Annotated in this window: 16 protein-coding genes and 1 tRNA gene; 3 read left to right on the forward strand and 14 right to left on the reverse strand. The window is 60.9% G+C overall.

What is annotated here, in order from left to right; translation table 11 throughout:
* Positions 1–67 precede the first annotated feature (67 nt).
* Positions 68–541: an RDD family protein gene (locus tag H1S03_RS04430; protein WP_166191811.1), complete on the reverse strand. Its 474-nt coding sequence runs from the start codon at positions 539–541 to the stop codon at positions 68–70.
* A gap of 85 nt (positions 542–626) precedes the next feature.
* Positions 627–1,040, reverse strand: coding sequence for a DUF2852 domain-containing protein (locus H1S03_RS04435; protein WP_185803322.1), 414 nt, complete (start codon positions 1,038–1,040; stop codon positions 627–629).
* Between the two features lie 154 nt (positions 1,041–1,194).
* On the opposite strand from H1S03_RS04435, the gene H1S03_RS04440 reads away from it, so the two are divergent.
* Positions 1,195–2,967 (forward strand): putative bifunctional diguanylate cyclase/phosphodiesterase, encoded by a 1,773-nt coding sequence (locus H1S03_RS04440; RefSeq protein WP_185803323.1) that lies wholly within the window; start codon positions 1,195–1,197, stop codon positions 2,965–2,967.
* Here H1S03_RS04440 and H1S03_RS04445 read toward each other — a convergent pair.
* The 11 genes from H1S03_RS04445 to H1S03_RS04495 form a co-directional block, all read right to left on the reverse strand.
* Entirely contained in the window at positions 2,951–3,568 is a 618-nt protein-coding gene (locus tag H1S03_RS04445; RefSeq protein ID WP_185803324.1) for a TetR/AcrR family transcriptional regulator, read from the reverse strand. The two genes, H1S03_RS04440 and H1S03_RS04445, sit on opposite strands and share 17 nt — an antisense overlap.
* Positions 3,561–4,433, reverse strand: coding sequence for a polyphosphate kinase 2 (gene ppk2 / locus H1S03_RS04450; RefSeq protein WP_185803325.1), 873 nt, complete (start codon positions 4,431–4,433; stop codon positions 3,561–3,563). The genes H1S03_RS04445 and ppk2 overlap by 8 nt, the downstream gene beginning before the upstream one ends.
* Positions 4,434–4,503: 70 nt before the next feature.
* Positions 4,504–5,424 (reverse strand): homoserine O-acetyltransferase MetA, encoded by a 921-nt coding sequence (metA, locus tag H1S03_RS04455; RefSeq protein WP_185803326.1) that lies wholly within the window; start codon positions 5,422–5,424, stop codon positions 4,504–4,506.
* 30 nt (positions 5,425–5,454) lie between these two features.
* The gene (locus H1S03_RS04460) at positions 5,455–6,339 is read right to left on the reverse strand and encodes an ATPase (protein WP_185803327.1); all 885 of its coding nucleotides are present in this window, start codon (positions 6,337–6,339) and stop codon (positions 5,455–5,457) included.
* A gap of 91 nt (positions 6,340–6,430) precedes the next feature.
* Complete coding sequence (locus tag H1S03_RS04465; RefSeq protein ID WP_185803328.1) at positions 6,431–6,631, reverse strand: hypothetical protein; 201 nt, start codon at positions 6,629–6,631, stop codon at positions 6,431–6,433.
* A gap of 122 nt (positions 6,632–6,753) precedes the next feature.
* A complete protein-coding gene (locus H1S03_RS04470) occupies positions 6,754–7,851 on the reverse strand; it encodes an OmpP1/FadL family transporter (protein ID WP_185803329.1) in 1,098 nt (365 codons plus the stop codon).
* Positions 7,852–8,054: 203 nt separating this feature from the next.
* The gene (gene ppa, locus H1S03_RS04475; protein ID WP_166191784.1) at positions 8,055–8,591 is read right to left on the reverse strand and encodes an inorganic diphosphatase; all 537 of its coding nucleotides are present in this window, start codon (positions 8,589–8,591) and stop codon (positions 8,055–8,057) included.
* 63 nt (positions 8,592–8,654) lie between these two features.
* Positions 8,655–9,515, reverse strand: a complete 861-nt coding sequence (locus H1S03_RS04480) for a DMT family transporter (protein ID WP_185803330.1) — start codon at positions 9,513–9,515, stop codon at positions 8,655–8,657.
* Between the two features lie 7 nt (positions 9,516–9,522).
* Positions 9,523–10,587: a peptidoglycan-binding domain-containing protein gene (locus H1S03_RS04485; RefSeq protein ID WP_185803331.1), complete on the reverse strand. Its 1,065-nt coding sequence runs from the start codon at positions 10,585–10,587 to the stop codon at positions 9,523–9,525.
* A 133-nt stretch (positions 10,588–10,720) separates the two neighbouring features.
* Entirely contained in the window at positions 10,721–10,876 is a 156-nt protein-coding gene (locus H1S03_RS04490) for a hypothetical protein (protein WP_166191775.1), read from the reverse strand.
* A 211-nt stretch (positions 10,877–11,087) separates the two neighbouring features.
* Positions 11,088–11,163: transfer RNA gene (locus tag H1S03_RS04495), tRNA-Lys, on the reverse strand.
* Between the two features lie 154 nt (positions 11,164–11,317).
* Here H1S03_RS04495 and dapF point away from each other — a divergent pair.
* The gene (gene dapF / locus H1S03_RS04500; protein WP_185803354.1) at positions 11,318–12,130 is read left to right on the forward strand and encodes a diaminopimelate epimerase; all 813 of its coding nucleotides are present in this window, start codon (positions 11,318–11,320) and stop codon (positions 12,128–12,130) included.
* Complete coding sequence (gene mtaB, locus H1S03_RS04505; protein ID WP_185803332.1) at positions 12,127–13,386, forward strand: tRNA (N(6)-L-threonylcarbamoyladenosine(37)-C(2))-methylthiotransferase MtaB; 1,260 nt, start codon at positions 12,127–12,129, stop codon at positions 13,384–13,386. Before dapF ends, mtaB begins: the two co-directional genes overlap by 4 nt.
* A gap of 22 nt (positions 13,387–13,408) precedes the next feature.
* Here mtaB and H1S03_RS04510 read toward each other — a convergent pair whose 3' ends face one another.
* A complete protein-coding gene (locus H1S03_RS04510) occupies positions 13,409–14,365 on the reverse strand; it encodes an HWE histidine kinase domain-containing protein (RefSeq protein WP_283810330.1) in 957 nt (318 codons plus the stop codon).
* Positions 14,366–14,476 lie beyond the last annotated feature (111 nt).

Here is a 14,476-nt window from a genome sequence, read left to right on the forward strand (position 1 = left end):
GCGTTTCGTGATCCGTTAAGAGTGGGTCGAATATGCCGGGGTGTCAACGTATCCGACCCGTTTGCGTTCAGCCCATCGGGCTGTTGATCGCCGTGGACCCGAGGGGGATGTCATGCAGACCCTGCCCACGCGCGGTGCCCGCCATCAGGACGACACTGACGATCTGCGAAATCATGAACATCAGCGATACGGTGTAAAGGCCGGTATGCACCAGCGCCTGACCCAGGCCGAAGCGCTGGCCAAAACCGTCGCGCATCTCGATTCCCATCATCCGCATTCCCCACGTTGCCGAGCGCCCTGTCAGGGTGAACGTACGATAGGCGAAGCTGATGACCGCCCAGAATGGCAGCAGCAGCCATCCCAGACCCAGCGTAAGCAGGCCGAAGACGAACCACAGCACCGTGATCAGCACGATGTCGAAGACCCAGGCGATCAGCCGCTTGGCCGGGACGCCATCATAGAATTGCGGGTCGGTCTGCGGATCGGGCAGGCCGCTCGCCCGGTCGGGGCGGTAGTTTGGATTGTAGGCTCGGGTGTTCATCTATACCGCTCCGTTAAGTGAGTATGCTTGTCATATGGGGTGCCGTGACCCGAACGCGAAGAGGCATTCGGGTCACGCGGGCGTTTCAGTCGAAATTCTGCCGTTGCGTCGTATCGGCCTCGGTGGTGGCCTGCGTGTCGGCACGCTCACGCCGCTCGTTCATGAACTGGTCGAATTCGGCCTTGTCACGTGCATTGCGCAGCCGCTCCATGAAGGCTTGGAACGCTTCCTGCTCTTCTTCCAACCGACGGATCGTATCGTCACGATAGGCATCGAAGGCGGAATTGCCGGATGAGCGTGAGGTGTGGCTGCGGGCGCGCCAGGGCGCACAGGATTTCGGCGAAGACATACGTTTACTCCAGATCATATAGAACAACAGGGCGAGGCCTAGAGGCCAGAACAGGATGAAGCCGAGCACCATGGCAGCGATCCAGGCGCCCTTGCCCCGCTGGTCGAGCCAGCTTTCGGCGTTGTGCAGGTAGGCGGTGGCGGTTGTCATCGGGGGTCCTTCCAAATGTAAATGTTATTCACATTAACATATTTGGGGGAGCGGCTGTCTCCGTTCAAGCACCATCCGCGAAATTCGTGCGGCGTAAACCTTACGGTAGGACTTTGCCCCGATGCTGTGCGTACAGATCGGACCGGGGGTACGAATGCAGGTTTTGGAACGGGTAGAAAACCCTGTCACGCTGGAAATACTCGGTGAACTGATCGGGACGCTGGGATCGCCGGTGTTTATCAAGACCCCGCAGCAGCAATACCTCTATACCAATCCAGCATTTGAAGGGCTGTTTTGCAATACCGTCATCCCGGAGCGACCTGACCGCCGGTCGTGCCAGACATATGATCCCATCCTGGTGGAAGAGGAGGACAGGAGGTGTCTGCATTCGGGGCGCAGCGTATCGCAGCGCTCAACCGCCGACGGTCGCCTGTGGTTGGTGGAGAAGGTGGTCATCACCTTACCGGATGGAACGCCGGGGATCGCCGGGCTGTTGTTCGACATAACCGAATATCGCGATCAGCAACTGGGCGCGATCCACGATCTGGGTCTGCTCAAGCGGGAGGCGGAGCAGCGCGCCCTGCTGCTGGCGGAGGCGAACGAGAAAATCGAATATGTCAGCCTGCACGACGCCCATACCGGGCTGGCGAACCGCAGATATCTGGAGCGACGGCTGGAGGAAGCGGCGCGCAAGGGGGAAAAGCTGGCCGTTCTGCACATCGACCTGGATCGGTTCAAGCAAATCAACGATACGTTCGGCCACTTCATGGGCGATTACGTCTTGCGTCAGGTGTCGACGACGATGGTGCAGGAATCGCGCCTTGGTGATTTCGTGGCACGTGTCGGGGGCGACGAATTCGCGATCCTGTGCGGATATACCGGTGAGGCTTCGCGCGTTCTAGCAATGGCGCAACGTCTGGTTGACCGGCTGTCGCAGCCGATGCGATGCAAGGGGGTCGAATGCCGGACCGGCGCGTCGATCGGTGTGGCGCTGCCGGATTTCGGCACGATAGAACCTCGCCAGTTGCTGCTGAACGCCGATGTTGCACTTTACCGCGCCAAGACAGGGGGGCGCGGCCGGGTCGAGATCTTCTCCCGCTCGATGGATGCGGAGATGAAGCTGGAAAACCGGCTGTCCGACGACATGATCCGCGGGTTGGAGCGGGGGGAGTTTCATCCCGTCTACGAGGTTCAGGTGCGCGCGGATACATTCGAGATCTGCGGGGTTGAGGCGCTGGCCCGCTGGCACCATCCGAAGGATGGCATTCTGGCACCGGGCCGGTTTGCCGCTGTTGCCGAACGCGACGACAGGATGGGCGCCATAGATTCGATGATCCTGCAAGCTGCCTGCGTCGATATGAAGAACCTGCGCGAGCGGGGCATCGACATCCCGCGCCTGTCGGTCAACGTTTCCGCACAGCGACTGGGTGGGTCGGAGCTGATCGACGAATTGCGGGCGCTCAACCTCGCGCCGGGCAGCCTCAGCTTCGAACTGGTTGAAACAGTCTTGTTCGATGAAACCGATGCCACGTGGCAATGGCAGATCGACCGCATTCGCGATTTGGGAATCGAGATCGAGATCGATGATTTCGGCACCGGTTATGCGTCGATCGTCAGCTTGCTGCGGTTGAGCCCCGACAGGATGAAGATCGACCGGCAGTTCACGGCGGCGCTGGACGGGTCGGACCATGCCCGGAGGGTGATTGCCGCGATGATCGAAATCGGGCGCACATTGAACGTCGATATCGTGGCCGAGGGGGTGGAGACGATGGAGCAGGCCCGGATTTTGCGCGAAATGGGGTGCAGCGTCTTGCAGGGCTGGCTGTTCTCGAAACCCATGGATGTGGAGGCATTGGCCGCATTCGCCAGCCGCCCGAGCAACACCTTGCTGCGTGAACTGAATTCGTGCCTCAGTCCTTCTGAATGATGCCGAGCCCGCGCAGATAGATGCCTATCCCCGATTCCAGCAGCTCCTCCGGTGAGAAGGGTGCGCGGGCCCCTGGCGCCCCGCGTGAGAACAATTCGACGACGCCATGGCTCATCGCCCAGATATGGTGGCTGACCATGCTGGCAGGCGGTCGCTGGCCCTTTGGCAGATGTTGCATCATGGCCTCCGCCGCGCGGTCCAGAACGTCGGTTGCGCGTTGCGACACGCGGGCAAGCTCGGGGTTGCCCAGGACGGACACACCGCTTTCGAACATCGCGATGTAGTGGCCGGGTTGAACCCGCGCGAAATGCAGATAGGCCCGGCCCACAGTCTCGAACGCGGCGAGGGCGGATGGCTTGCCCTCGTCATAGGCGTGCTCCAGCAGATCGGCGAACATTTCGTAGCCTTGCAACGCCACCACTGCGATCAAATCCTCGCGGCCCTTGAAGTGGCGGTAGGGTGCGGCGGCGCTGACCCCGGCCAGCCGGGCAGCCTCAGCCAGGGTGAACCCGGTCGGGCCCTTTTCCTCGATCAGGGTAAGGGTCGCCTCGACCAACGCCTGTCGCAGGTTTCCGTGATGATAGCCTTTGCGCTCAGGCATCGCGCAGAATCAAATCCGGTCCCCCGACGATCTGTTCGTCCGGGGTTCCGACGGCAGCCTTGTCAGCCAGATCGCAGGGCAGAAGGGACAGGATGTGACGGATTGCACCGATCCTCGCACGGCGTTTGTCCTCGGAGCGTACCACGGTCCACGGCGCGGCATCGGTATGGGTGCGGGTCAACGTCTCAGTGATTGCGTCTGTGTAGGCGTCCCACTTGCTCAACCCCTTCACGTCGATTTCCGACAGTTTCCAGTGCTTCAGCGGGTCGTCCTCCCGCTCCAGAAAGCGGCGCAACTGTTCCGCCCGGCCGACGTTCAGCCAGATCTTGATAAGGTGCACGCCATCATTCACCAGCATTCGTTCCAGATTGGGAACCTGAGTGAACCAGTGTTCGCGCTGCTCGGGCGTGCAAAAGCCGAACACGTGTTCGACGACGCCCCGATTATACCAGCTGCGATCAAACAGGGTGATGTTTCCCGCACTGGGCAAATGCTCGATATACCGCTGGAAATACCATTCGCCCGCCTCGGTTGGGTTTGGCTTGGGCAATGCCACGGTCTTGACGATGCGTGGATTCAGGTTCGCACGCACGCGGGAGATCGTGCCGCCCTTGCCCGCGGCATCACGCCCCTCGAATATGACGACGACCCGCGCCCCGGTGCGGATGACCCAGTCCTGCATCTTGACCAATTCGATCTGAAGCGCTTCGAGCGTTTCGTCGTATTCGTCACGGTCCATCCGGTGTTCATAGGGATAGGACGGATCGAGCATTTCCTTCTTGCGGGAGTCCTCGATCAGATCGCGCACATGTTGGGGTGCCTCATCGTTGAAATAATCGCTGATTTGTCCGACCAGATCACTCATCCTGATATCCCCGTCTGTTGTGAAGCCTGCCCGCCCCTCGAAAGGTGCAGCTTTGACGGCGCAAGTCCAGTCACCCGGCAGCATTGTCCGTCCATCCGAACGGTGTGGTCTGATAGATCTGGTTGATCCAGTTGCCGTAAAGCAGGTGGGCATGGCTGCGCCAGCGGTTCTCGGGCGGTTGCGTCGGATCGTCCCCGGGATAGTAGTTCATCGGCACATTGATCGGTCTGCCGGCGGCGATGTCACGGTCATACTCGCCCTTGAGGGTCTCACTGTCATATTCCAGATGGTTGAACATGTAGAGCGCACGGCGCCCGGATTCCTCGATCAGACAGGGGCCGGCCTCGGGTGAGGAGATCAGGGTGTTCAGGCTGGCAACAGTATCGACATCGGCCTGGTGAACCTCGGTCCAGCGGCTGACGGGAACGACCAGATTGTCCGAGAAGCCACGCAGATAGGGCGAGGTCGCATCGTGCACGACATGCCGGAACGCGCCGAAGGCCTTGGCCTGCAACGCATGTTTCGCAATTCCGTGGAAGTGGTTGAGCATCGCCTGCGCGGACCAGCACACGGCCATCGTCGAATGCACATTGGTCTGGGTCCAGTCAAAGATGCGGCGCAGTTCGTCCCAATAGCTGACCTCCTCGAAGTCCAGACGCTCGATAGGCGCGCCGGTGATGATCAAGCCGTCGAACCGCCGTTCGGCGATCTGCTCGAACGGGTGATAGAACGCCTCCATATGTTCGGGGGCGGTGTGGCGGGACTGGTGCTCGCTCATCCGGATCAGGGTCAGGTCGATCTGTAGCGGCGTCGCACCGATCAGCCGCGCGAACTGGGTTTCCGTCTCGATCTTCATCGGCATCAGGTTCAGCAGCGCGATTTGCAGCGGGCGGATGTCCTGCCGCTCAGCGTCTTCATTCGACATCACCATCACACCCTCGGACTGCAGCACGTCGTGGGCGGGCAGGGCAGAGGGGATTCTTATGGGCATCGGACAGGCTCCTGTTCGGGGAGGATTGGTCTAAGTGTTGCGGCTGGATTGCGCAAGCGGGGCGCGTTGCAGGGCCTGCGCGATCAGGGTCTCGAAATCGTGGGTGGAGCGCAGGGCATATATCTCCTCAGCGGTGACGGTGACCCCGTGCCGGGCCATCGCGGCGTAGCGGTCCTGCCGGGTTTCCAGAACGCGGCGGTAGGAAAACCGGATGAAGGCATCGGGATCGACGGCGTCGGGGGCATCGCCAGTCCGTTCCAGCCAGGCGGCCCAGTTCTCCTCCAGTTCCTCGGGGCGATAATACATCGGTTTGGGCTGACGGTCGAAGCGTCGGACCAGTTCGTCGACATGCGCCTCGGACCCCTCGATCCAGACCGGCAGCATGGCGGAGGTCAGCGCCGCCATCACCGGATCGTTTGGATCGGCGGGGTCCACCACCTCGCAGATCGAGCCGCCGGTATCGCAGACGAAATTTGGATAGCCATAGATCGTCTGAGCCCGCTGGGCGAAATCCACGGCGTCGATCAGGCTGGCGATCTCCGCCTTGCGGTGCTGCTGCTGGCGGGTGCGGTAATCCTCGATGGGGATGCCGCCGCGCGCCGGGTCGCCGGGCTTTCCCAGATAGGTGGACAGCGGATCGAGGTTCTGGAACGTGATGTTCGAGCCGATATAGATCGAGTCCGAACGCAGCAATTCCGCCAGAAACGGTACCTTCATCGCGTGCAGCTTGAAATTATCGACGATGTGTTCGCCCATGTAGCGCGTGCCGATCCGGTAATCGACGGAGTAGTGGAACCAGTCGCCGGTGCCGCGCAACATGTCCGCCACATGGGTCTTGCCCAGGCCGGACATGCCGAACAGCGCGACGCGCTTATGCTCGGCAGATTGCCAAGCGGCGGCGTTGGGATAGTACATCTGGCGGCTCCTACACATGTGTCGGGTTCCGATTAGCGGTTGGCGAACCACTTGAAAAGCCGCCCGTCGATCACGGCGAGGCCCAGGGCGATCAATCCCAGACCCGCAAAGGCCCGCGCAGGGCGTGGCCGCGCAAGATGACGACACCCCACAACACCAGCGCCGCCCATCCGACCCGGTGCGTGACCGAGGTCAGAACGCCGACCTCGCGCAGGGCCAGCGCGATGGAGAAGAAGGAGCCGCCCCAGATCAGACCCAGCAGGATCAACTGGCCCCAGGCGGCGTTTGACATGGAACGTTGTTGCATCATCAGCAGACGCTACCCCCGGCGATGATGCCTCACCACCCGAAACATGCGCATACGAAAAAGGCCCGCCGGTGGGGCGGGCCTTTCGCAATGGGTATTGAACTGGATCAGAGCTTGAACGCGATCTTCAGGCCGATGGCGATCGCGTCATTGTCACGGTATTCAGCTGTCTCAGGGCTGTCGACGGTGGTGTCGCCCAGATCGGTATAGCTGATGCCGCCGGTGATGCTGACATTGTCCATCGTGTATGTTCCGCCGAGCGTGTAGCCGATCCGCCCGTTCAGAGGAGACAGCGCCGAGGAATCGGCCGTTGGCCCCTTGTCCTCGTAGTTCACCGAAAACGCCATGGAGAAGTTCTCGGTGATCGCGCGGCCGATGCCCAGCGTGTAGGACACCGAGTCATCCTCATAGGATGAAAGCGGCGAACCGGTTCCCGTCGTGTAATTTGCTGGTGCCAGTTCGAATTCGGAGTAATCCGCCCACCGGATGCGACCGAACACCAATGTGCCAGGCGCGACACCAGTCTGGAAGTCCAGATTGATTGCATCGGGTGTCGTGGTCGTCAGGTTGTTTGTGGCCGCAGGAAGTGTTCCGAGGGCGGACTCCGTGGTGCTGTTCTCATGATCGATTTCGGAGTGATAGGTCAGCGCCACGCGAAGTGCGATCTCGGGCCGTTCATACGCAACACCGGCGACATATCCGAGCGCATAATCCGTGTCGGTGGATACGGTGTAGGCCGCTGCAGGAATTGCCGCCTCTGCATTCAGGCTCTGCATCTTGAGGCCACCATAGACGGAGAAACCGCTCGGCATTTCGTAGCGCAAAAGACCTGTCAGAGCATATGAATTAAGTTCGGATGTAATACCGCTATATGCCGTGGTGCCGGTTGCGGGATATTTGGTATCCGAGCCATATGGTTCATCGAAGATGATCGCATAGGAAAGCTGATCGTTGATATCGTCCTTATAGGCGAATCCAAGCATGGTGTAATCTTCGGGACCCTCACCTGTCGGACGGCTAGATCCAGTCGTGGCGACACCATCCAGGCTCGGCCGAACGAAGGCGGTGGAGAATTCCAGGTGGCGGCCTTCCTCGAAGAGCGCGTTGACCGGCTGGCCGGAGCGGTCGAGCCCGCCTGCCATTGCGGCAGAGGTGAAAAGCGCTGCGGTCGCGGTCGCACCCAGCAGTTTTGCTGTGAAAGTCATGTCTATCCCCCCTAGGGAAAATGAACGCCTGCTTATGCAAGTCGTTGGTTATTGGTAAAATTACAGTGATCGGTCACGCCGCACGCGGTCAATATTGAACGCCACGTCACCTGCGCACGGGATTGAAATTATGTTGCGCAATCACAACGAAAACGCCGCCCCGGTGTCAGGGCGGCGTCACGTTCATCCAGGGGTTGTGTTGATTATTTCGACATCGCGTCGATGGAACCTTGCAGAATCTCCTCCGCCTCAGCCTTGTCACCCCAGCCGATGACCTTGACCCACTTGCCCTCTTCGAGATCCTTGTAGTGCTCGAAGAAATGCTTGATCCGGTCCAGCGTCTTGGGAACGATATCGCCCAGATCCTGCACGTTCGCCTGGAAGGGATCGACCTTCTCGACCGGGACGGCGATCAGCTTGTCATCCATGCCGCCATCGTCCTCCATCTTGAGCACGCCCACGGGGCGGCAGCGGATCACGGTGCCGGGCTGCAACGGAAAGTCCGTCAGAACCAGAACGTCGGTGGGGTCACCATCCGCGTGCAGGGTATTGGGCACAAAGCCGTAGTTGCATGGGTAGAACATCGGCGTATTGACGATCCGATCGACGAAGACCGCGCCGGACTCCTTGTCGATCTCGTATTTCACGGGCGCGCCACCTGCGGCGCCGCCGGTGATCTCGATCACGACGTTGATGTCCTTGGGGGGATTCTTGCCTGCGGGGATCTTGTCGAGGTTCATTATGCACTCCTTCGGGTCAGGTTACGGGTCGGGTAGCATGAGGCGAACGAGGGCGCAATCGCCTCAATGTCCACGGTTGCTCTGAACGATGTTGATGGTGTTGCCGGTCAGGATCAGGGCGCCACCGATCAGGATGGCCAGTGCGAATGGTTCGTCATAGAGCAGGTAGCCGACGATGGCGATCAATGGCAGGCGTGCGAACTCCATCGGGGAAACCACGCTGGCCGGCGCGATTTGCAAGGCGCGCGTCAGGCAGAAATGCGCCAGCAGCCCCGTGACGGAAACGGCGACCACAATGGGCAACACCCCGATCGAAGGGCGCGCGATGTCGCCGTCGAACCCGGCGAGGATCAGGGCAAAGACCGCTTGCATGACCGACAACCAGAACAGGATGCAGGTCACGGTCTGCGTACGGGCCAGCGACTTCGCCGCGAGGAACGTGATCGCGAAGCCGACGGCACAGCCGGCAGCCGCCAGAACGCCTGGCTCCAGCACCAGTTCGTCGGGGCGCGCGACGATCAAAACGCCCAGAAAACCCAGGAAGACCGCGAACCCGCGCAGCCATGTCATCCGCTCACCCAGGATCAAGGGTGCGGCCAGCGCCACCCAGAGAGGTGTCGTGAACTCCAGCGCCACGACCTGTGCCAGCGGAATGGTGGAGATGGCGAAGAACCACAGGTTCTGGCCGGTGAAATGCCCGATATTGCGCGTCAGATGCAGCGGCATCTGCTGCGTGTTGATGTTTCGCAGGTTGCCGGTCAGCGCGGCGACGGAAGTAACGATGATGATCCCGATCAGTGAGCGGTAGAGCATCAACTCGAACGTATCGAGCTCACGCGACACCTCACGCCCCGTCACAGCCATGGCAATGAACGAGCATGTCGCCCCCGCCACCCAGAAGACAGCTCGCAGCAATGCGTTCATGTCAGGATCAGGCCGTCAGCCCGAGGGCGCGGACAGCCTCCAATGTCAGGGCAGGCGTATCGTAGCCGAGGTCGAGTTGATAGGCGCGGATCGCCCGCTGCGTGCCCGGCCCCATGATCCCGTCCACCGCACCGCGATACTCACCCTGTTCCGCCAGTGCGCGTTGCAGCGCACGCACCAATATGGGGTTGTAATCCGTGTCACAGACCACATTCGCCCAAACCTCCTGCGCGGGCAGAACCTGAACCGGGGTGGACACCTCACGGAACGTGGCGGGGACCTCCTTGCGGATCACACGTTCGTTGGTGGCGACCACCTCACGTTCCACCTGGCGGGTGACGGCGGGAACCACCACCTCCACCGTGCGGGCGGGTTGGGCGATAACGCGGCGCGGCACCTCACGCGTGACGGCTGGAATGACGATGGTTTCCGTGCGTTCGGGCTGGACGAGTTCGCGGCGGGTGACGGTTTCAAACTCCGGCGGAAATTCCACCAATGTCTCAACCGCGCCGCTGGCCAGTGTCCGGTTGCCGATCACCGTGCCGCCCAAGGCGGATGCCCCTGTGGGATAGATCCGGTTCGAGGCCACCCAGTTGCGATAGGACGGGCGCACGGGCACCTGTTCCGCAACGGTCGTGTACTCGGCCGGTATGGTGCGCGTCACCTCACGCGAAGGCTCGACGATCACGGTGTCCATCACCGTTTCATAGATTGCGGGAATGACCTCCAGCCGGGTGTAGGCTTCCTCAACCACGACGGGCACCGTTTCGGTGCGATAGGTGGCGGGAATGACCTCGAACTCGGCACTGGCCGGGGTTTCGAGGACCTGACGGGTCTCCGTCTCGAACCGGGCGGGGCGCGTTACCTGCGTGTAGCACTGACCGGGCAGCGCATTTTCCGGCCCGCTGGTGGACAGCGGCGCCGTGGATGCAAAGCCGGACAGATCCGCGGCCGCATTGGGAGAGACCGGCTGCGCCTCACCTGGATCTGCGACGGCCTGCGGCAACGGCATGTCGCAGGCCATCACCAAAAGGCTGGTGCCCAACAGCAAGGTAATGCGCGTGATCTTCATATGTGCCGCCCGTCCGTTATGAAGCGTACCGTCGAAACGTCACGCAAATCCTGTTCCTGCATAAAGGTTGCAGAATCTATAGAGTCAGCACGTCCATGCGACAAGCCTACCATGGACCGACAGCCCGTTATCCTCATTGATCGCTGACGACAGCGCGGTTCTGCGTCCGGGCGTTCAGGTCGATGACGGTGACGACACCGTCGTCCTCATCCTCAAGCGGCAGAACCAGATCGACGTTACATGCCGAGAGAATCAGGGTCAGGAACAATCCACAGAAAAGCCGTGTCATCTTGATAGGATCCCTTGTGTCGGTGATCGATGATTTACCTATGCATACTGACTTTTTCATCCGGGGAAAATGTTAACATCACATAGATGACATTCTGAACGGATACATATGTTGCATATGGATCACTTCGCCCCAGGGCAGCAGCATAAATGCTGTCCTGAACAGATCAAGAATATGCCTGATATCGTGCTATCCTGCGAAAGGATAAGATTGGTGAGCCCTGCAGGATTCGAACCTGCGACCCACTGATTAAAAGTCAGTTGCTCTACCAACTGAGCTAAGGGCCCGCCAATGAGCGTGTACCTACAAAGGTGCACCGGGGGGGTCAAGGGCAGTTCCGCGCCATCAGCAAGGAAAATACATGTCGTGGAAATGTCAGGCATGTTCGCGGTGCATGGCGCGGCTCTGGCATTGTGCCGGTTCGCGGCGTATATCGCGCACATGACACAAAGCGCCTCCATATCCCTGCCGTTTCTAAAGATGCACGGCCTTGGCAACGATTTCGTCGTGATCGACGGACGCGGTGCACGGGCCGTTCCGGATATCGCGACGATCCGTGCGATGGGCGACCGGCACAGGGGCGTGGGATTCGATCAACTGGCGCTGATCCTCGATGATGATGCGACGGATGCACAGGTGCGATTCTACAACACTGACGGATCAGAGGCCGGTGCCTGCGGCAACGCGACCCGCTGCGTCGCGGATCTGCTGATGCGTGAGGCTGACGCGACCTCTCTGGTCCTGCGCACGGAACGGGGGGTTCTGCCATGTGAGCGGTCTGGCGACCTGATCCGTGTGAACATGGGCCAGCCGGTCGAGGATTGGGAGCGGATTCCCCTGTCGCGCGATGTGCCGCTCGACGCGCTGCCATTGCCGGGCGCACCGTCCGCCGTGGGCATGGGAAACCCCCATTGCGTGCTGTTCGTCGAGGACGCGGACAGCGCCCCAATTGCCGAGGTCGGACCCCGGTTGGAGCATGATCCGCTCTATCCCGTACGAACGAATGTCGAGTTTGTTCAGGTGCTTGACCGAAATACCTTGCGTCAGCGTACATGGGAGCGTGGGGCCGGGATAACCCTCGCTTGCGGCTCGGGCGCATGTGCGGTTGCTGTGGCCGCGCATCGGCGGGGATTGACGGAACGGGCGGTCACGATCCGGCTGGATGGCGGGGATCTGCATCTGGATTGGCGCGATGACGGTGTGTGGATGACAGGGCCGGTGGCCTATGTCTTCGATGGGGTATGGCGCGGATGAACGTTCCGGTGTTTTCGAATTTCGGGTGCAGGCTGAACGCCTACGAGACCGAAGCGATGAAGGAGCTGGCCGCCGATGCGGGGCTGCGCGATGCCGTGGTCGTCAATACCTGCGCCGTTACGGCGGAGGCTGTGCGCAAGTCTCAGCAGGCGATCCGGCGGTTGAAGCGTGACAATCCCGGCGCGCAGGTCATCGTGACGGGATGCGCCGCCCAGACGGAACCCGAAACCTTCGCCGGAATGGAGGAGGTCGCGAAAGTCGTCGGCAACCTTGAGAAGATGCAGCCGGACACGTGGAGAAACATCGCGCAAGGGCCTGACTTCATTGGGAAGACCGAGAAGGTCATTGTTGATGACATCATGTCGGCAACCGAAACGGCGGGCCATCTGATCGACGGATTCGGCACGCGATCGCGCGCTTACGTTCAGGTGCAAAATGGCTGCGACCATCGTTGCACGTTCTGCATTATCCCGTTCGGACGCGGCAATTCCCGATCGGTTCCGGCCGGTGTGGTCGTTGAACAAATTCAAAGGCTTGTGGACAAGGGTTACAATGAGGTCGTGCTGACCGGGGTCGATATGACCAGCTGGGGCGCCGACCTGCCGGGGGCGCCGCAGTTGGGAAACCTCGTGCAGCGGATCCTGAAATTGTGCCCTGACCTCAACCGTTTACGGATCAGTTCAATTGATTCCATCGAGGCCGACCCCGCTTTGGTCGAGGCGATCGCCAGCGAAACGCGCCTGATGCCGCATTTGCATCTGAGCTTGCAGGCAGGGGACGACATGATCCTGAAGCGGATGAAGCGTCGACACCTGCGCGATGATGCAATCCGGTTTTGCGAGGACATGCGCCGCGCCCGACCGGATATCATCTATGGCGCGGACATTATCGCAGGCTTTCCGACCGAAACGGAAGACATGTTCGATAACTCGCTGAAACTGGTTGAGGAATGCGGCCTGACCTGGCTGCACGTCTTTCCCTATTCACCGCGTCAGGGCACCCCGGCCGCGCGGATGCCGCAGGTCGCGCGGGCCGCGATCAAGGATCGTGCAGCCCGGTTGCGGGCGGTCGGTGACGGGATGGTGCAGCGGCACTTGCACGCGCAGATCGGCCGCCGCCACCGCGTCCTGACCGAGGCGGCGGATATGGGCCGGACGGAGGCCTTCACCGAAGTCGCCTTCACCACGCCGCACCCCATCGGAGAGATCGTCGAGGTTGAGATTTCCGGCGTTTCGGGCCGTCAATTGATCGCCTGAACCTGCGGTTTGCGGCGCGGCATCAGGCGTTGCGGGGCGCACTGACTGTCAGACGGAAATGATGCGAGTTGGGGCCGAAATCCTGCTGAACCTCGCCATTGAGCTGGCTCGGCAAAATCCGGGTCAGCAGGGACGTACCGAACCCGGCTCGTTTCTCCGGTCTGATATTGCTCAGGCCTTCCTCAAGCCAGTCGATGAAATAGCCGCCCTCGGGCGTGAACTGCCAATCGACGGTAAGGTGCCCGTCCGCGTCACTTATCGCACCGTATTTTGCGGCATTCGTCGCCAATTCATGAATCGCCATCGACAGCAATTGAGCGTCCGAGGCGCTCAGATGGATTTCCGGCCCGTGCATCTCGATCTGCCCGGCATCGGACATGAAGCCGCCCAATTGCCGTTCCAGCAGCGCCTGCACGGTCAAGCCGTCCCAATTGTCGCCGGTCAGAAGCGAGTTCGTGGTGGCCAGCGCCTGAATGCGGGCCAGGAAACCGTGCAGGAAACTGTCGATATCGCGATGGTTGGGGGCCGTGCGCCGCGCAATGGTACTGACCATGGCGAAAAGGTTGCTGACCCTGTGCCTGAGTTCATGCTCGATCGCATCCTTGACCTGCCGGGCGTGTACGACCTCCGAGACGTTCTCGACCCGCAATCCGAACCCGATCACGCGGCCATCTGCGGCATGAACCGGCGAGCAGTGCACATTCCAGTAAAGCTGGCTGGGCGTGTTCGCATCGACGGTGAGGCCGGGGATCGGATAGCTGACCTCGCTCAGGGTGATCGGTTGACCGGCCAGGGCCTTGCGAAAGGCGGCGTCGACGCGTCTGCGCCGCTCCAGCGTTTCGGGAAACAGATCGAAGATGTTGTTGCCGATCAAATCCTGGGCGCTGCGCATCAACATCTCGGTATAGCAGGTGTTGACTGCGACGTAACGGCGGTCATGGTCCAGCACTGCGAAGGGGACGGACATCTGCTGAAACAGGGATCCGTAGTTTAGGGTGTGGACTCATTGATCGGCAATCCAGATGCGGATCGCTGCGAGCTTGATGGCTGCCAGGAAGTTCTCCGGATTTCGATCGTATCGCGTTGCCAG

Origin of the sequence: Pontivivens nitratireducens (assembly GCF_014235845.1) — a bacterium.
GTDB lineage: Bacteria > Pseudomonadota > Alphaproteobacteria > Rhodobacterales > Rhodobacteraceae > Pontivivens > Pontivivens nitratireducens.